Genomic DNA, 19,507 nt, shown 5'->3' with positions numbered 1-19,507 from the left:
AGTTTACATAATGGCAATTTTAGAGAATATAAGGAAACGAACTACCGTTTTAATTTTAATCATTGGTTTGGCTTTGTTTGCATTCGTAATTTCAGGAGTGTTCAGCAGCAATGATTTGGGGGGTGGAAAGGTTGGTTCTTCCGTAGCGGAGATCAATGGGGACGAAATTTCCATAGATCAATTTAGAAGGGATGTGGAGGCGTATTCTAGAATGGCCGGTCCAACTGCTTCTTCAATGCAACTGGTCAATCAAGTTTGGGATAGACAAGTTAGGAATACCATTCTTGCTCAGCAATTTGAGGAGTTGGGTATCAATATAGAACAGGATCAGATAATAAACTACATTAAAACTATTCCTTCATATGTTCAAAACCCTGAATTTCACAACGCCAGTGGCGTTTTCGATGAAAATAAGTTTAGGGAGGCTGTGGCCGATTGGAAAGCTAACAATCCAAGTCGTTACGCTTTGTGGTTACAGGATGAACAGGCTATAATTCAGAATGCAAAGGAACAGACCTATTTTAACCTAATAAAAGCAGGTGTAGGCTCAACCTTGAAAGAAGGGGAATTGGATTATAAATTGGCCAATGATAAAGTGGATATTAAGTATGTGCGTGTGCCTTTTTCCTCTATTCCGGATTCGTCCATAGCGGTTACCAAGAAAGAGATCGAGGCCTATATCAATGATCATAAGAAAGATTATAAACAAGATAGGTCAAGGGATGTGGAGTTCGTATATTTCGAGGAAAAGCCTTCCTTGGAAGATGAGAATGCCGTAAAGGAAGAAATTAACAAACTTATGGAGGATCGCGTTGAGTACAATGCTCAAAAAGACGCAAACGATACCATTAAAGGTTTCAGGAATACAACTGATATGATTGCCTTTTTGGATAGAAATTCGGATATTAAATACGATACCATTTATAAGGCAAAGAAAGATTTACCTGCTAAATTTGCGGATACACTTATGACCTTGGAAAAGGGAAGTATGTTCGGTACTTATCGCGATGGGGATTACTTTAAGGTTTCCAAAATGATGGATAGAAAGGCAAATGGTACAGTAAAATCAAGTCATATCCTAATTTCTTATGCAGGCGCCCAACGTGCCAATCCAGAGGTTACCCGCACCAAAGAGGAAGCTGAGGCAAAGGCTAAGGAATTGTTGGCAGAGGCAAAGCGGGCTGGGACTGTTTTTGCCGAATTGGCCAGGGATAATTCAGACGGACCTTCTGCGCCCCAAGGTGGTGACCTTGGATATAATCAGGAAGGGGTAATGGTAGCACCGTTCAACGATTTCACATTTAGTAATCCTGTTGGAGCCATAGGTTTGGTAGAGACAGATTTTGGATTCCACATCGTTAAGATAGATGACAAACAGGATATTGTTAGAATAGCTACTTTGGCTAGGGAAATAGAGCCGTCCGAAGAAACTATCAATACTTTGTTCACCGAGGCTACCAAATTTGAAATGGAAACTATCTCGGATAAGGATTTTGCCGTTGCTGCCAAGGAAAGTAATTTTGTGGTAAGGCCGGTAAATAAAATTAAGGAAATGGATGAAAACCTACCAGGACTTTCGGCACAACGTGCCATTGTTCAATGGGCTTTTAACGATGACACCAAATTGGGCGAGGTTAAAAGGTTCAATATAAACAACGGATATGCCGTTGTGAGGTTGACTGCAAAGTATGCTGAAGGACTTATGAGCGTGGAAGACGCTTCGGCTTTGGTACTTCCAAAAATACGAAAGGAAAAAAAGGCGGCACAAATCATAGAAGCCAATAAAGGTAAATCTATGGAAGATTTCGCTAAGGATAATAATGTTATAGCTTCCACGGCTTCTGCCTTGACCATGAAGTCACCTATTATTCCAGGTGCAGGATCGGAGGCTTTTGTAGTGGGTACTGCCTTTGCCATGGAGCAAGGGGCAACCTCTGGTTTAATTAAAGGAGATAGTGGCGTATATATGTTGACGGTCACCAAAAAAGAAGAAGCTGCCAAATTGGATAACTACAGTACCTATGCCAATAATTTACAGGCCAGTGCTGCCGGCAGAGTAAACTTCGCCGTGTACAATGCCTTAAAGGAGTCGTCCACAATAGAGGATAAAAGAGCAACATTTTATTAGTAGAACGTAAGTTCCTTATAAAACAACAAAGCCTCCCGAACGGGAGGCTTTGTTGTTTTTGGAATTTCGGTTTTATCCCTACGTACGTAGTCTGGCTATTTTACCATTTTTGAATAAGGAATAACTGTGGCATATCCCTTTTCCTTAAAATAATCCGGAGTGGTCTTGTTGCCCGTTGCCAATATAAAATCTCCTCCCCAGGCCCCTAGACTTTTTATTGCCCCCTTAAAGTCAGGAAACAATCGTTCTTTAACTGTGGGCGTTCCTAGGATCTCGCTTAAAATTGATTCATGTTTTTTAATAAGCTTATCAAATTGGGACAGCCGCGTGCAGGTCAATATTCGCTGGGTAATACTATTAATTTGAGATATGGCGGAAAAGGCGTTGAATTCATTGTTCCGATACTGCGCAATGCCGTCCCTACTGTTTTGTTTTTGATTTAGATATACAAAGAAAAGGTCGCTCTTAAATGTAGGGTTGAAGGATGCTGAATGTACAATTGGTCTGCTGTTCTTTAATTGGTAAATAATAGGTGAGTTGTTTTGAGCACAGGCAATGTCGTACCCGCTGCCCGAAAAAGCGTTCCACAGAAGCACATAGGCATCTATTTGGGCCCATTGGGCAATGTTGTTGATCAAGGTAGACGATGACCCTAAACCCCATTCCCTTGGAAAGTTCAGCGCCGTGGTAATTTCATAGCCTTGGGAAGTGCTCAAAAAACTAGGGTTCAATTTTCTTGCTTCCAAGAGAATTTTTTTGAGGGTAACCGAAATAGCCAATGCCTCCTCGGAAACTGTGTTTTTGGTAACTGGGTCAAAGTCCTCCAATTCATAATCACTTTCAAACCAGGGTTTTCCTTTATCGTCCAAACTTTTCCAAGTCAGCAACTTATCCTGGGTCTCTTTTACAGAAAGTGATTGTCCGTAAAGGGTAGGTACCGCTAAACTTTGGGCACCATCCAAAACCAGATATTCCCCAGTAATCAATAGTTTTCCGTTACTATAATATTGTTTTGTCATTTTTTATTTCTCAACTCTTCAAAAGCTACCACTACTGCGCTGTGGGAGGCCGTATGCTTTTTAAAATAGTCCACCAATCTTATTTTTTCTTCTTCCGTAGCTCCTAACTGGTTCAATATATTCAATAAATGCATTTTCATATGTCCTTGTTGAATGCCTGTGGTTACCAAGGAGCGCACGGCACCAAAGTTTTGAGCAAGGCCTGCTACCGCTACAATTTGCATTAGTTCTTGTGCAGTAGGATTTTGTAATATTTCCAAGGCGAGTTTTACCAGTGGATGTAAGGTGGTTAGGCCACCGACAGTTCCCAGGGCCAAGGGAATCTCTATCCAGAATTTAAAGATTCCGTTGTCCATACTGGCGTGCGTAAGGCTGGTATAGCGTCCATCTTTTGATGCATAGGCATGGGCACCTGCTTCTATAGCCCTAAAATCGTTTCCTGTAGCCAAAACTACGGCATCAATTCCATTCATGATCCCCTTGTTATGGGTAACGGCCCTATAGGGTTCCACTTTAGCAATATTAACGGCACGGACCATTTTTTTTGCAAAATCCTCGGCGGAAATTCCGTGGTGGCCTTTTAAATCGGAAACAGGACAACTAACCTCTGCCTTTGCCACACAGTTGGGGATGTAATTGGAAAGAATACTCATGACTATTTCAATATCTTTCTCACTATCCGTAAATTCTGCATATTGCTGAGCTTCCTCCTTTAGGCAATGGGCAAACCCTTCCAGGCAGGAGTTTATGAAATTGGCACCCATGGCATCCAAGGTTTCAAAAGTGCAATGCAATTGGAAATAATCATCCAAATCCGATGTTTTATTCCTTAATTCAATACTCTTGATTCCCCCTCCCCGTTTTTCCATGTTTTTAACAATGGGGGCAACACTGTTGATCAATCTTGGTCGTACAAGCTTAAAAAATGCGATGAGTTTTTCTGTATCGCCGTGATACATAAAATGTACCTGACCTACTTTTTCCGTTCCCAGAACGGTAGTCTTAAAACCCCCACGGTACTGCCAAAATTTTGCCGCTTTACTGGCGGCTGCTACCACAGAACTTTCTTCAATGGCCATTGGAATAGCGTAGAGCTTGTTGTTTATGAGAAAATTGGGTGCAATTCCTAGGGGTAAATAAAAATTGGTGATGGTGTTTTCAATGAATTCGTCATGTAATTTCTGCAATTTTTCATCATCGTTCCAATACTGTTTTAAAATAGCGACGCTTTTCGCACTATCTTGGGTATAATGTTCGGCAATCCAGTTAATTTTATCCTCTTTGGACAGTTTGGAGAATCCTTCAATTGGTTTGGTCATTGAGCTTATAGTTACTTTGGGCAAAGATAGTAATAAGGTGTCAAAACTTTCGAGCTCCAATAAAGGATAAATATCCATTACAAAATGTTATTTTTTCATTATAAACAGTCATCTTTTGTTATTTTTTTAGTAAACTTGGAGATTTGAATAAATTTTTGAAAATACTGAAATCCTGTATCGTGTTTTTCAACTAATAATAATTGAATTAAACCTATTTATTTGTGAGAAAATTCCCCGTGCTATTGATAATTGTTTTATTACTGTGCAATTTTTCAATACTCTCAGCCCAAAACAAACAGATTGCTATTGGCGAAATTTATGATGGTACCTTTACAGTGGAAAGCTTGGATAAATTGCAGTCCATGGATAATGGGAAGCAATATACCATTTTGAATATAGACAGGAGTCTAGGAATATCAACTATTGAGAAGTACGATTACAAAACGCAAAAAAAACTGGAAACCATTGTTTCTTCTTCCGCCTCGGTCCCGTTTTTTAGCTCATATGAGTTTAGTGAGGACGAATCCAAATTATTGTTGGCCACGGCAATAGAGCCTATCTTCAGGCGATCTACCTTGGGATATTTCTATGTATACGACCTGAAATCAAAAAAAATCTCCGCTGTTTCAAATTTAAAAATTCAGGAACCTTCCCTTTCTCCTGATGGCAGCAAGGTGGCCTATGTATATAACAATAATATTTTTGTCTGGGATATAGCTGCCAATTATACCAAGCAACTTACATTGGATGGTGTAAAAAATAAGATACTCAATGGGATAACGGACTGGGTCTACGAGGAAGAATTTGCCTTTGTAAGGGCATTTGAGTGGAATTCAGATGGTTCTAAATTGGCATTCATTCGATTTGATGAAACCAAGGTTCCTGAATTTTCTATGGATGTTTACGGCGCCAATCTTTACCAGACACAAACAAAATTTAAATATCCCAAGGCAGGAGAGGTCAATTCGGAAGTTTCACTCCATATTGTGGATGTGGACACATACGACATTACCAAGGTCGATTTGGATGATCCATATTATATCCCTAGAATTAAATGGATGAACGACCCCAATTTTCTTAGCGTTCAGACCTTGAACCGACATCAAAACAAACTCAGGTTATATGCTGTAAATGCAAGGAATAATACCGTTAGTATTATACTGGAGGAAACGGATGATGCCTATGTCAGCGTTACTGATGATCTTACTTTTTTGGCCGATGACAGCTTTATCTGGACCAGTGAGAAGGATGGGTTTAAACATATTTATCTGTATAATGTTGAAGGTAAGTTAATGAATCAGGTTACCAAAGGTCCGTGGGAGGTAACCAAATTTTATGGTTATGATCAAAATGAAGATCTAATTTATTATCAATCCACGGAAAATGGATCAATAAATCGAGATGTCTACAGTGTCCGTAGCAATGGAAAGAATAAAAGACGTCTGACTACCAAATTAGGGCAGAATACTGCCGATTTTAGTGCTGATTTTACCTATTTTGTCAATGCGTTCTCCAATGCATCCACCCCTCCGGAATATACCTTACATGATGCCCTGAATGGAAAAAAAGTAAAGGATATATTAAATAACCAGGGGTTAATATCTAAATTGGAGGATTATAGGATTAACTCAAAGGAATTTTCCACCATCGCCATTAATGGTCATGAGCTGAATATGTGGATGATAAAACCACATGATTTCGATCCTACTAAAAAATACCCCTTATTTATGACCCAATATAGCGGTCCAGGTTCTCAAAAGGTTTCGAATAGCTGGATGGATTCCAATGATTATTGGTTTCAAATGTTGGCCAATGAAGGGTATATTGTTGTATGTGTAGATGGAAGGGGTACCGGGTATAAAGGAGCTGATTTTAAAAAGGTAACTTATAAGGAATTAGGAAAATATGAGGTGGAAGATCAAATAGCGGCAGCCAAAAAGTTAAGTGAACTGTCGTATATTGACGAATCAAGGACAGGAATTTGGGGCTGGAGTTATGGAGGGTTTATGTCTACCAATTGTTTGTTAAAAGGGAATGATACCTTCGAAATGGCAATTGCGGTGGCACCGGTTACCTCGTGGAGGTTCTATGATACCATTTATACGGAGCGTTTTATGCGTACACCTCATGAAAATCCAAGTGGTTATGATGAAAACTCCCCTTTTAATTATCCAGAACTTTTAAAGGGCAAGTATTTATTGGTTCATGGTTCAGCGGATGATAATGTGCATGTTCAAAATACGATGCGGATGGTAGAAGCTTTCGTGCAGGCCAACAAGCAATTCGACTGGGCGATTTACCCTGATAAAAATCACAGTATATTTGGAGGCAACACCCGCCTACACCTGTACACAAAAATGACCGATTTCATAAAAGAAAATCTATAATCCATAAATCATACTTATGCAAACAACCGCAAAACAAGTGCATCGAAAAGAATTATTCGGCCATCCGGTCGGACTTTACATCCTATTCTTTACTGAAATGTGGGAACGATTTTCCTATTATGGGATGAGGGCCATTCTGGTATTGTATTTAATTACCGAAACTACCGATAGAAATCCTGGTTTGGGTTGGACCAATATGGAAGCTCTGGCACTTTATGGTTGGTATACTATGCTGGTCTATGTGGCTTCTATTCCTGGAGGAATTATAGCGGATAGGATGCTTGGGCAGAAGAAAGCGGTTATTGTGGGTGCGGTGCTATTGGTTATAGGTCACAGTATATTGGCAATAGAACAGATGTGGGCTTTTTATACTGGACTTGGTTTTATTATCGCCGGAGTGGGCATGTTAAAGCCAAATATTTCCACTATGGTGGGTGGTCTTTACCCTAAAGGTGATATTAGAAGGGATAAAGGATTTACCATATTTTATATTGGTATAAATATAGGCGCTTTCCTTTCCAGTTTAATTGTAGGGTATGTAGGAGAGGTCTATGGCTGGCATTATGGATTCGGATTGGCTGGTATCTGTATGCTGTTGGGCCTTTTACAGTTTGTTCTTGGTCAGAAATATCTAGTGGGAGTGGGCGACTTTCTCGGGAAATCTACGAATGTTGAAGATCAGGAGGCTTTGAAGAGACCTCTTAATAAAATGGAAAAGGACAGGGTAATTGTTTTGATCCTATCTTTCTTAATGGTAATCGTATTTTTCGGAGCGTTTGAACAAGCAGGGGGGTTAATGAATATATATGCGTCGGAAAAGACCAATAGAATGTTGATGGGTTGGGAGGTACCCGCTTCTTGGTTCCAATCCCTGAACGCTTTTTTCATTATTGTGCTTGGTGCTGCGGTTGCCAACTTCTGGGCCAATCGTAAATTGAAAGGAAAGGAAGCTTCCTCACTTTTTAAAATGATCGCTGGACTGATCATTATGGGGGCTGGATTTTTGTTTATGACTGCGGCAACAGCCCAGTTTGAAAGCTCTGGGTCATCAGCCATGTATTGGTTGGTATTGGCTTATATGTTCCATACAGTGGGCGAGTTGAGTCTTTCTCCTGTTTCTTTATCATTTGTTACCAAATTGGCACCGGCCAAATACGCTTCCCTAATGATGGGCCTATATTTTGCAACAACAGGCTTAGGAAATAAACTTGCAGGATTACTGGGAGAATCCGCTTCACATCTTGGAGAGTATAGCGTATTTACAGGAATAGCCATTTTCTGTATTCTTTTCGGATTGCTTATTAGACTTTTCTTGAAAAAATTAAAGGCCTTGACACATGGTGCCGAAGATAATGAGAAGAGAATTGCACAATAATGACTTAAATCGGCAATTTGTATATTAGTCCCTTGGATTTTATGAATAGGCTGTAAAACTTGTTCTATTATTCAATACAGTAGTAAGTTGTTGTTGATCCCAAAATTAATAATTTGTAATTCTGTTGTATATGAATACCGATATTGAAAATCTATTTAAGGACAAGGTTCTTGGGCATCCAGCAGGACTATTTGTATTGTTTTTTACCGAAATGTGGGAGCGTTTCTCGTTTTATGGGATGCGTATTTTATTGGTGTTGTTTTTAACGGCGCCCATTATAAGTGATAATCCTGGCTGGGAATGGCCAAGGGAACACGCTTTGGCCTTAATAGGCACCTATGCTTCACTTTTGTATTTAACTCCTATTATAGGCGGCTGGATAGCAGATAAAATAACCGGTTATAGGGTGGCAGTGGTTATTGGGTGTTTAATAATGACCTTGGGCCATGCCGCTATGGCCATTGAAACTACCGCCGCTTTCTATTTGGGCCTTGCCCTGTTGGTAATTGGTACAGGGTTCTTTAAGCCCAACATTACTTCTATTATTTCCGAAATGTACCACGGTAAGGAATCCAAAAAGGATGGTGCCTATACTATATTCTACATGGGTGTTAACGCTGGCGCATTTTTTGGAATGATGCTTTGTGGGTATTTGGCCGAAAACTTCGGTTGGTCCTGGGGCTTTGGGTTAGCAGGTATTTTTATGATGCTGGGTATGTTCCAATTTTGGTTGGCCAAGGATTTGTTTGGGAATATTGGTGCCAAACCCCTTAAAAAAGGGGAAACAGACATATCCGCAAATGAAGCTGATAGTAAAGAAGGAAAGCAAGGGAACAATGAGGTAGAAACCAAATTGAATCCCTTCACCCTTTTCGATAAGGTGTTGATCGTTTTATCGTCCATTGGAGGACTGCTCTATTTGTTCAACGATCCCTTTGAAAAAATACAAGGTACCAACTTGATGCCATTTAGCCTAGGGAATCTTAGTGGTACCAATGTGGTAATCCTTTTTTCCTTGTTGTTATTTTTAGTTTTGTTGGTTACCAGAATAGCCAGATACCTACCTGTGGTAAGGGATCGAATTATAGCTGTGTCGATTTTTGGGTTTTTTACGGTCTTCTTTTTTGCTTTTTTTGAGCAATCCTTGGGGTCTATGACCATTTTTGCCAGAGATTATACCAATAGGGAACTCGTTGGTCAGTCGGCCATGATATTTAAGGTAGTAGATGCATTGTTAACTACAGTTCCTTTGGCAATAATAAGTTGGGTGCTGCTACTATTGGCAAAAAAGACTTTCACCCGTATAGGCTTGTCAAATATTGTATTGGCCATTGCTTTTATTGGGCTCTGGGTATTGGTTATCTATAGGATTATGGATAAATTTTCCCAAGAAGGTAATCAGGTAGATGCCACTTGGTTTGGTATTCTAAATTCATTTTTTATTATTACCCTGGCACCATTTTTTTCCAGATGGTGGGAAAGTAAATATAATCCCAGTGCCGCTATGAAATATGGTATAGGTCTTATTTTATTGGGATTGGGCTTCGCAGTTCTGTCATTTGGAGCATCGGGGATACCTTCTGGGGCACAGACCGCATCTGTCAGCATGATATTTTTAATTTTGGCGTATTTGTTACATACCATGGGTGAGTTGTGTATCTCCCCGGTAGGACTTTCCTATTTAAGCAAACTTGTGCCTGCACGTATGATCGGGTTTATGTTCGGGATCTGGTATTTGGCCATTGCTATCGGGCAAAAGGCTGCTGGAACTATGGGCGGGATGATCGATAGGATTTCCGAACAATACTCCATGGGTACCTTCTTTTTGATTTTCACCTTGGTTCCCGTGGGAGTTGGACTTATTTCAATCGTTTTAAACCCACTCTTGAAGAAATTAATGCACGGCATAAGATAACTACTGCCAAGTATATATAAATGCACCTTTTTCGCCCGTATGGTGAAAGGGCAGCTTTTTTTTATGGCATGTGGCTTTCCATCGAGATATATAACTTTTATAGTTGCTGCCATCTGCAATAATAATATTGGGTGCAATAGAATCCAAAAGCCTCTCTAAATTTATTTTTGGGGATTGGGTCAATACTAAGGTAGATACCTCATAATTTTTTGGAAGGGCCATATTGGCACTATCCAGAATAACCATTCTCTTCCCTCCAATTAGATAGCTGTTTTTTATAGGTCGATGTTGCATCTCTATGATGTTTTGGGCAATGGCATAATCGTTGGCCATTCGAGCAGTGGCTTCGGGGTTGGTGCTAAATACCGTAAGTTTTTGTCCTGTTTGATGGATTAGGCCACTATTACGGCCAAGATGTCCTATCACCAAGGATTCCTTGTCTTGTGCAAGATGTCCAATGCCCAAGACATAAGATTGAAAGCAAAGGACAAACACTAGGAAGACGACTACCCTTTTGTAGGAGACTTTAATAAAGACGGTTACCATTGATATTATAATGGCATAACTGAGAATTAACTGAATCGTATCAAAAGAAATATTTCTAAAGAGAAAATTTTCCTGCTGGGCAACCAGTCCAATAATCGAATTCATCCAGCGTATTACAGTATCGTAGATGGTTACTAGAACAGGTGGTAAACTGTTGGCCAGGGACAGAACTATTACCAATATTCCAAACCCTAAAATGAATGTCAAAAAAGGAAGGATCAATAGACTTGAAATTAAAAACAGTCCTGGGAATTGATGAAAGTAAAATAGACTTATAGGGAATACCCCAAGTTGGGCGGCAATACTTACGGAAACCAGCTCCCATCCTTTTTTTATAATCCAGTATTGGGGAATCCAAAGTTTTTGCAATAAGGGATATATCCATACAATTGCAAAAACAGCGGCATAACTTAATTGAAACCCTACCTGAAATAGTAGTAGCGGATCCAACAGCAGTAAAATAAAGAACAGTGACAGGGCCAGAATATTAAAATGACTTGTAGGCCTGTTCAAGTACAGGGCATAGGCTACAAAGGTGAACATGGTTGTTGCCCTTAGAATGGAGGCAGAAAGTCCGGCCAAGAGCGCAAATGCCCATAATAGCAGGACAATAACAACCAATTTTATGGTTCTCCCTTTTGGCAGGAGTTCCAATGGCCTAAGTAAAAAATGGAACAATCCCAAAAGGATTCCGATATGTAAACCGGACAATGCCAAGATGTGATAGGCTCCTGCAGCTTTATATTCCGTGTCGACTTCTGCCGTTATTTCATTCCGTTGCCCAAGTAGAAGTGCCTGGATAACACCTAATTCTTCAGCACCAAAGTCCTCTTTTTTTAAATTATGAATGATATGGTCCCTTATTCTGTAAGCTGTTCCAAAGATGGTTGTGGAAGCCTGTGGCCTTAAATAGTATTCATGCCCTTCAAGTTTTACCTGATGTTCTATCCCAATATTGGAAAGGTATTTTTTGTAATTGAACTGATGTGGGTTTAGTGGTGGGGCAATAGGGTAGAGGGTGGTGTAGGCCAATATTTCATCATCTACCATAAGGGGCTTAACCGAAGAATCTACCGCTATATTCAATAGTATTTTACCGCTAACCTTTAAGCTGTCCATGCCAATAACATTGGCCACATATCTATCCGAATAGCCATTGGGTTTTAATACTTCACGAATTTTATAAGTGTAGGCCCTATTTTTGTCAAGATTTTGTTGGCTGTAGTGCCGGCCAAGATTGTGGGACTCCCTTAGGGTTAAACTTAATATGCCTATGGCTATGGCCAAAAGTCCAGTGAAAAATGCAAAAAGGAAGGTGGGCAGTTTATGGTAATAGGCAAATACAACTCCCAATAGGATTAATGAAGCTGCGGTTAAGGAAAGAGATAGTGGAAGAGACGGACCCAGGTAATATCCAATTAAGATTCCACAGATCAGGCACAAGGTAAGCTTTACGGTTGTAAACTGCAGCAGACGCATCCTAGAGGATCCGGGCAGCCTTGATAAAGGCATAGTTCCAATAACCCTCCTGCAAAGAGGAAACTATAACACCTCGGGATGAGGTGGAATGGATGAATTTTATATCATCCCCGTCTACCTGTACTACCAGGCCTACATGGTTTATGTTGTTCTTTCTTCTGGAGGTCCCAAAAAAAAGTAGGTCGCCCTTGCTGACCTCCTTTAAATTTATTTTTTGTCCTTCCTCTGCCATTTGATAAGAGGCTCGTGGCAATTGAATATCATGTTCCCCGAAAGCAACGTAAAGTAATCCGGAGCAATCCATACCTTTGTTGGTAGTGCCTCCAAATTTATAGCGGGTGCCCGAAAACGTCAGGGCAGTATTTATGATTTGCTCACTTATTTTGTTCGCGGGTTTGTTTATGGATTCACCGCCTAAAGGAGTCTCGCCTTTTATTTCGGTTGGTCTTTCGGAAGCTTCCACGGTTATTTTTCTTTCTTCGCGCGAGGTAGTTTTTTTCTTAGCCGCTCCGCAGCCAACCAGTAATGTAATTAGGAATAAAGAAAGAAATCTTTGGATCATCCAAGTAAAAGTTAGTGCTCTTGGATATCAAATTTAAATAATTAATTTAAAATCCGTCATTTTTTTCGGAAAACCCTTATGACTACTTCCAATTAAATCGTCAATAATTGCCTTTTCCATCTATAAGATTTTGGGTTTTGCGGTGGTTAAAATTAGGGTAAACCATTGTTCAACGAACCAACAAAAATTTTCAATGATCCATTTGGGCACTTTGGATTATTAGTGATGCTGCTTTTTCACTGGCGCCCTTGCCTCCTAGTTTTTTTTCCAATTCGTAATAAGCTTCAAATTGTTTCTTTCTTTCGGGTCCGTTCAAAATTTTATCGAGCTCTTTGGTTAGGTTTTTGGTATTCAAATCACCTTGGATAAGTTCCTTTACTACTTCTTTATCCATTATAAGATTAACAAGGGAAATAAACTTAAGGGTAATGATCCTTTTGGCAATTTGATAGGATATCCAATTGGCACGGTAACAGACTACTTGTGGAATCTTAAAAAGGGCCGTTTCCAAGGTGGCCGTGCCGCTGGTCACCAGGGCGGCATAGGATAGGCTTAATAAGTCATAGGTCTTGTTGGAAATAAGACTTACTTGGGACGATTTCAGAAAGGGCTGGTAAAATTCCAGATCCAAACTGGGAGCCCCTGCAATTACAAATTGAAATTTTGGGAAAGATTTTGTAACCGATAACATAAGGGTAAGCATTTTTTGAACCTCCTGTTTTCTGCTTCCCGGCAAAAGGGCAATAATAGGTTTTTGCAAATCCAAATTATTCTCTTCCCTAAATTTTTTATCGCTGGTCCTGGGAATATCACCTATGGCGTCTATAAGGGGATGGCCAACAAAATTAACAGGATAGTGGTGTTTTTTTTCATAAAACTCCTTTTCAAAAGGAAGAATTACGTGCATGGCATCAATATCGTTTTTTATCTTATGTATTCTGCCCTCCCGAGAGGCCCATATTTGCGGAGAAATATAATAATTGGTCCTAAATTTGTTCTTTTTTGCCCAAGAGGCTATTCTAAGATTAAAGCCGGAATAGTCTATAAAGACAATTACATCAGGATTAAAATCGCTGATATCTTCTTTGCAAAAGGCGATATTTTTAAAAATTTGGTTGATATTTGATATCACCTCGAGGAAGCCCATAAAGGCCATTTCCTTGTAATGCTTTACCAAGTCGCCTCCTGCGGCCTTCATTAGATCGCCGCCCCAACAGCGAATGTCGGCATCCGAATCCTGTTTTTTAAGGGCTTTTATGAGGTTGGAGCCATGCAGGTCGCCCGATGCCTCGCCAGCGATGATATAGTATTTCATCTGTTCAGTTTCTGTGGTTCATTAGTAGTTCTGCCATTTATTGCTTTGGATAGCCCCAAGCCCGATGCTAAAAAACTTTGTAATACAATATTAGCATAGCGGTTAATAGGGTGGCGATCATAACACCCCTTGCCCTATAATCCCTACGAATTTTTAAAAAACCAAAAAAGGCAACTAAGTTTAGAATGGCCCCTAGCGCCAATAAACTTCCTATATGTCCCTGTTGAACGGCGGCCTGGTAGGTTTCTACGATGCCAAAGTCCGAAAAGATCAATATATATAATAAAGTTCCAAGCGTATTGGCAATTAGACCAACTATTAATCCAATTAATATTTCTTTTTTAATCATTTAGTTTCCAATTGTTAATATTTTGAATTGCGTGGTGTGCCGTTAGGTCAAATTGCGTGGGGACTACTGAAACATAGTCTTGGGACAGGGCATATTCGTCCGTGTCCTCTCCCTTGTCCAAAAGTTCAAACTCGCCTGTAAGCCAATAATATTCCTTTCCACTGGGGTTGGTTCTTTTGTCAAATTTTTCTTTCCAGTTGGCTCTGGCCTGCCTGCAAATTTTTATACCCTTGGGTGCCTTATTGTCGGTTTTGGGAATATTAACGTTGAGCACAACCCCATTGGGAATGCCATTGCTTAGGGCCTCCCGGACTATTTTTTGAACTGCCTCCTTGCTGGCCTCAAAGTTGGCGTTCCAGGAATAATCACAAAGGGAAAAGCCTATGGCAGGTATACCTTCAATTCCGGCTTCAATAGCGGCACTCATAGTACCGGAGTAAATAACATTGATAGAGGAATTGGATCCATGGTTTATACCGCTTACACATAGATCGGGTTTTCTTTCCAGGAGTTCCTGAAGGCCAAGTTTTACACAGTCGGCCGGAGTTCCGCTACAACTGTATTCTTCAGTTGCACCGTTTTCCAGATCTACTTTGATCTTTTTTATATAAAGGGTGTTGTCTATAGTTATGGCATGCCCCATCCCCGATTGCGGACTGTCGGGGGCCACTACGACTACCTCTCCCAATTCCATCATAAATCCAATCAATGCCCTTAAGCCAGGGGCTGTAATTCCGTCGTCGTTGGTCACAAGGATCAAAGGTTTCGTCATGGTATATAATTTATGCTGCAAAAATACGTTTTTAATCTATTATCGCTTTTTGTATTAAGAAGGGTGTATGATGAAATTTTGCACTGAATTTATGGAAATGGCAGTATACTTCCAACCTTTGTCAGTGTCCTAGGCAATTGAGATATTAACAAAAGATTAATGGCATATAGGTATAATATGGCACGATTTTTTCGTTATCTTAGAGTAATTGGCATATTAGACCACTTTTAAAAGGCAAAACTTGGATTGCAGAGGTGGTTTGATTAATTTTAGATGATTGTAAGATAACAAAAAGGAGGGGTGGTTTCTATTTAAAAAATTACTCCAAATGTGGAAAAACAATAAAAAAGAATAGATGAAAAGAAATTTAGCCTACGCATTGATTGTAATGCTTGTTGCCGTAGCTTCATGCAGTTTTACCAACAAATCTTTTGAAACTGATGACAAGGACAAATTATTGTTGGATCTTATTACCTATGTATTGGAACGCGGCCATTACCAGCCAAAAGATATTGACGATGATTTTTCTGTTAATGTTTTTGAAGGCTTTTTGGATATTTTAGATCCCACAAAAAGATATTTTTTGGAAAGCGATATTCAGGAATTTGAAAAATATAAGTTTCAGTTGGATGATCAGATAAAGAATACCGATATAACTTTTTTTGATATGGTCTACCAACGCCTATTGAAGCGAATGGAAGATGCCAAGGAGATCTATAAAGAGGTTTTGGATGAACCTTTTGATTACTCGGTGGACGAAACCATTGAAATCAATTACGATGGTCAAGGATATGTGGACTCTCGCAAAGATTTGAAAGAACGTTGGAGAAAGCAGTTAAAATATGCCACTTTGGGCACTTACGATTCCAAACTTAATTTGAACAAGGAATCTGCCAAGGCGGGAACTGATGGGGATGAGCCTGTGGCTTTTGAAGACGAAAACAGAGCTGCCGGACCATTAACTCCGGAGCAGGCTGAAAAGGCAGCAAGGGAATCTACCAAGAATACCCTGGATGATTATTTCGATTTTGTAGATGATTTGGAACGTAAGGATTGGTTTGTACAATACTTGAACACCATAGTTGAAGTATTTGATCCACATACCTTCTATTTTGCTCCGGACGACAAAGAAAAATTTGATACCAGTATGTCTGGTAAATTTGAAGGTATTGGTGCCCGACTTCAAAAGAAAAAAGATCAGACCAAAATTGTAGAAATTATTTCCGGTGGACCCGTATGGAGAGATCAGCAATTGGAAGTTGGTGATGAGATATTAAAAGTAGGTCAAAATGGGGAAGCACCAGTGGATATTGTTGGTATGCGTTTGGATGATGCCATAAAGTTTATAAAAGGCCCTAAAGGTACTATCGTAGATTTGACGGTTAGAAAAGTAGATGGTTCCCTTGTGGTAATTTCCCTTACGAGGGATGTGGTGGAATTGGAAGAGTCCTATGCCAAATCTGCCGCCATAATTAAGGGTAATCAAAAATATGGACTTATCAATCTACCCAAGTTTTATGTGGATTTTGAGGACTATAATGAAAGAAACGCCGCTACGGATGTGGCGCAGGAAGTAGAAAGACTAAAAGAAGCAGGAGCGGAGGGGTTGATCTTGGATCTTCGTGATAATGGTGGCGGATCCCTTAAAACAGTGGTTGAAATGGCTGGGTTGTTTATTAAGGACGGACCAATTGTACAGGTAAGGTCTACCGATAAAAAACCTGAAGTTTACAATGATAAGGACGAACGTATTCAATGGGACGGTCCATTGGTAGTTTTGGTAAATGAATTGTCTGCTTCTGCATCCGAGATTTTGGCTGCGGCCATTCAGGATTATAAAAGAGGTGTAGTTATAGGTAGCAAACAAACCTTCGGTAAGGGAACTGTTCAAAATGTAATTCCCTTGGAGAATATTGTAAGAGGCAATGAGCACGGTGATCTTGGGGCTATTAAGTTGACTACCCAAAAATTCTATAGAATAAATGGGGGATCTACCCAATTGGAAGGGGTTAAGAGCGATGTTGTTGTTCCAGATCGTTATAGTTATATAGACCTAGGGGAAAGGGATCAGGAAAATCCCTTGACCTGGGATAAAATTTCCCCAGCGGAGTATACTCCTTGGGATGGCTATATTGATTACGAGGCCACTATTGCCAGCAGCACTAAAAGAATGGCCCAGAACAATCAAATAAAATTGATAGAGGAAAATGCCCAGTGGATCAAAAAAGCACAGGATGAAACCGTAGTCTCTTTGAAATATGACGAATATAAGAAGGGCTTGGAATTGGATAAGGAAAAAGCCAAGTATTTTAAGACCATCTCGGATTACGATTCTCACTTAAGCTTTGAATCTTTGCAATATGAAAAGGAGTTGTTTACGCAAGACTCTGTACTAAGGGAAAAGCGTGATCGTTGGCATAAAGATTTGGCCAAGGATGTTTATGTAGAGGAGGCTGTTAACGTTTTGCAGGATCTTAAATTGAATAACATAAAGAATTCTAAATTGGCCAGTGTAAAAGGCTAATTGTAGATAATCATAATAAATTAAAGAAGCCGTCTCGTTTACTAAAATGAGGCGGTTTTTATTTTTTATAGATTTTCATCTGAATTTTTTCATGAAGTAGGCCATTTTAATTTTTTGGAAGGAGATTTTAAGTGCTTTAGGCACTTTTCTTTCTCATATTATGCGCCAGGGCATGTAATCCGAACTCTAATTCCACTTTATCCAACCCGCGATGGGTAAATCGTTTAAAATTTCGGTTAGATTTGATATGGGCAAAGACCGGCTCCACATCAGCCGTTCTTTTTCTACGCTTTATTTCTCCTAGTTCAGATAAAAGATGCTCTCTAGCCTTCTGTTTGTAATGCTCCAGGGCATGGTTACGTTCTATTACCCGATTGTATTTTCCTTTAAAACAAACATTCCTTATTGGACACCCATTGCAATTTTTTGCACTATACTTACTTACTGTTTGCCTGTAGCCTGATTTGGTGGTCTTTGTTGCTTGGGCTATTTTCTCCATCCGCTGTCCCATCGGACATACATAATGATCTTCCTTTTCATTGTAATAAAGTTGGTCCCGGTGGAAGGGAGCCTTTTCCTTACGCTTTTTTCCTGCCTTATTTTGTTCTTTATCAAAAGTGTTGAATTTTACATAGCCTTTGATTCCTTTTTCAGAGAGTAGTCCATAGTTTTCCTGGCTTCCGTAACCAGCATCAGCAGTAAGAGTTTCTGGAAGATTTTGATAGAGGTATTCATAATTCTCAAGATGAGGCCGTAGGGTATGAATATCATTGGTGTCCTGGTGTAGGGTATAATTTAGGATGAACTGATCTTCGGAACTGATCTGTACATTGTAGCCTGGCTTAAGCTGCCCGTTTTTCATATGGTCTTCTTTCATTCGCATGAAAGTAGCATCGGGATCTGTTTTGCTATAACTGCTTCGGTTGCCAAGGAGTTGCTCCTGTTGCTCATATTTTTCCAGGTTGGCAGGAAAATTTTTCGCAATATAGCGGGCTTTTGCTTTTGCTTTAGAGCTGGCTTTAGGATTCCCTTTGAGGATCTTGTCAATCTTTTGAGCTGTTTTTTCTACCTTCTCCTTATCGACTTTTTTAAAATCTGGAGGAGTAGGATCGGTATCCTCTTCATCAGCAATGCTTTGAGCATACTCCCACATCTCTTCGAGCTGCCGGGCCATCTTTTCTTTTTGGGTTTTAAGGGCATTGCCCCAAACAAAGGTGTAACGGCCGGCTACGGATTCTATTTTGGTGCCATCGGTATAAACTTCTTTTAACTTCACAAGGCCTTCCTGGGCCAGCAATAATACCACTTGCTTAAAAATATCTTTGAAAACATCCTTTAGCTTTTGGCTTCTAAACCTGGCTATGGTATTATGGTCAGCCACCTGCTTATTGGAGAGCCACATGAAGTTAATGTTCTCCCGCATGGCCTTTTCTATCTTACGGGTAGAATAGGTATTGTCCATATACGCATAGACCATTACCTTCAACATCATCTTTGGATGATAACTTGGCTGACCGTCTTTACTATAGGCTCTAATTAGTGGCTTTAGATCCAGATGTTCGATAACTCCATTGACAATCCGAACCGGATGGTCTTCTGGAATTAATTCTTCAATAGAGGGAGGAAAAAGCCAATTTTGTTGTTGATTGTACTCCTTGAAATTGCGCTTCATTTGGTAGTAATATTGCAACAGTAATGTAGCAAAAACCTAGCATTTATACAAGATAATCAAGCTATTTCAAAGAATGATCCAAAAAAAAAAAGCTGCCTCTATTAATGAGACAGCTTCTTTTTTTATGAATTTTCTATCTTGTTAC

At 39.8% G+C, this 19,507-nt stretch carries 13 protein-coding genes; 5 read left to right on the top strand and 8 right to left on the bottom strand.

Translation table 11 applies throughout. The features are described 5' to 3' along the window. Positions 1-10: 10 nt before the first annotated feature. Positions 11-2,128: a peptidylprolyl isomerase gene (locus tag U735_RS0119720; RefSeq protein WP_031445463.1), complete on the top strand. Its 2,118-nt coding sequence runs from the start codon at positions 11-13 to the stop codon at positions 2,126-2,128. A gap of 95 nt (positions 2,129-2,223) precedes the next feature. On the opposite strand, the gene U735_RS0119715 is transcribed toward U735_RS0119720, so the two are convergent. Continuing rightward, positions 2,224-3,147 carry a GYDIA family GHMP kinase gene (locus U735_RS0119715; protein WP_031445462.1) on the bottom strand — a complete coding sequence of 308 codons (924 nt, stop codon included), beginning with the start codon at positions 3,145-3,147 and terminating at the stop codon, positions 2,224-2,226. After that, a complete protein-coding gene (locus U735_RS0119710; protein WP_031445461.1) occupies positions 3,144-4,466 on the bottom strand; it encodes a hydroxymethylglutaryl-CoA reductase, degradative in 1,323 nt (440 codons plus the stop codon). The genes U735_RS0119715 and U735_RS0119710 overlap by 4 nt, the downstream gene beginning before the upstream one ends. A gap of 221 nt (positions 4,467-4,687) precedes the next feature. Here U735_RS0119710 and U735_RS0119705 point away from each other — a divergent pair, with 221 nt between their 5' ends. From U735_RS0119705 to U735_RS0119695, 3 genes are all read left to right on the top strand, one after another. Further along, positions 4,688-6,853, top strand: a complete 2,166-nt coding sequence (locus tag U735_RS0119705) for a S9 family peptidase (protein WP_031445460.1) — start codon at positions 4,688-4,690, stop codon at positions 6,851-6,853. A gap of 16 nt (positions 6,854-6,869) precedes the next feature. Then, complete coding sequence (locus U735_RS0119700) at positions 6,870-8,228, top strand: peptide MFS transporter (RefSeq protein ID WP_031445459.1); 1,359 nt, start codon at positions 6,870-6,872, stop codon at positions 8,226-8,228. A gap of 130 nt (positions 8,229-8,358) precedes the next feature. Then, entirely contained in the window at positions 8,359-10,143 is a 1,785-nt protein-coding gene (locus U735_RS0119695; protein WP_031445458.1) for a peptide MFS transporter, read from the top strand. On the opposite strand, the gene U735_RS0119690 is transcribed toward U735_RS0119695, so the two are convergent. The 5 genes from U735_RS0119690 to surE form a co-directional block, all read right to left on the bottom strand. Continuing rightward, positions 10,144-12,201 (bottom strand): ComEC/Rec2 family competence protein, encoded by a 2,058-nt coding sequence (locus U735_RS0119690; protein ID WP_232233293.1) that lies wholly within the window; start codon positions 12,199-12,201, stop codon positions 10,144-10,146. Next, positions 12,170-12,730 carry a C40 family peptidase gene (locus tag U735_RS0119685; protein WP_031445456.1) on the bottom strand — a complete coding sequence of 187 codons (561 nt, stop codon included), beginning with the start codon at positions 12,728-12,730 and terminating at the stop codon, positions 12,170-12,172. Before U735_RS0119685 ends, U735_RS0119690 begins: the two co-directional genes overlap by 32 nt. Positions 12,731-12,920: 190 nt before the next feature. Next, positions 12,921-14,045 carry a lipid-A-disaccharide synthase gene (gene lpxB, locus U735_RS0119675; protein WP_031445455.1) on the bottom strand — a complete coding sequence of 375 codons (1,125 nt, stop codon included), beginning with the start codon at positions 14,043-14,045 and terminating at the stop codon, positions 12,921-12,923. Positions 14,046-14,112: 67 nt separating this feature from the next. Continuing rightward, a complete protein-coding gene (locus U735_RS0119670) occupies positions 14,113-14,394 on the bottom strand; it encodes a hypothetical protein (RefSeq protein ID WP_031445454.1) in 282 nt (93 codons plus the stop codon). After that, positions 14,387-15,166 carry a 5'/3'-nucleotidase SurE gene (surE, locus tag U735_RS0119665; RefSeq protein ID WP_031445453.1) on the bottom strand — a complete coding sequence of 260 codons (780 nt, stop codon included), beginning with the start codon at positions 15,164-15,166 and terminating at the stop codon, positions 14,387-14,389. The genes U735_RS0119670 and surE overlap by 8 nt, the downstream gene beginning before the upstream one ends. 355 nt (positions 15,167-15,521) lie before the next feature. Between surE and U735_RS0119660 the strand changes: the two genes are divergently transcribed. Then, a complete protein-coding gene (locus U735_RS0119660; protein ID WP_031445452.1) occupies positions 15,522-17,690 on the top strand; it encodes a carboxy terminal-processing peptidase in 2,169 nt (722 codons plus the stop codon). A gap of 136 nt (positions 17,691-17,826) precedes the next feature. Here the strand turns inward: U735_RS0119660 and U735_RS0119655 are convergent, their stop codons facing one another. Next, complete coding sequence (locus U735_RS0119655) at positions 17,827-19,362, bottom strand: IS1182 family transposase (protein ID WP_031445451.1); 1,536 nt, start codon at positions 19,360-19,362, stop codon at positions 17,827-17,829. Positions 19,363-19,507: the final 145 nt, after the last annotated feature.

Source organism: Arenibacter algicola, assembly GCF_000733925.1.
GTDB classification, from domain to species: domain Bacteria; phylum Bacteroidota; class Bacteroidia; order Flavobacteriales; family Flavobacteriaceae; genus Arenibacter; species Arenibacter algicola.
Note: the sequence above shows the minus strand (reverse complement) of the source record. Positions and strands in the feature narration are given on the sequence as shown.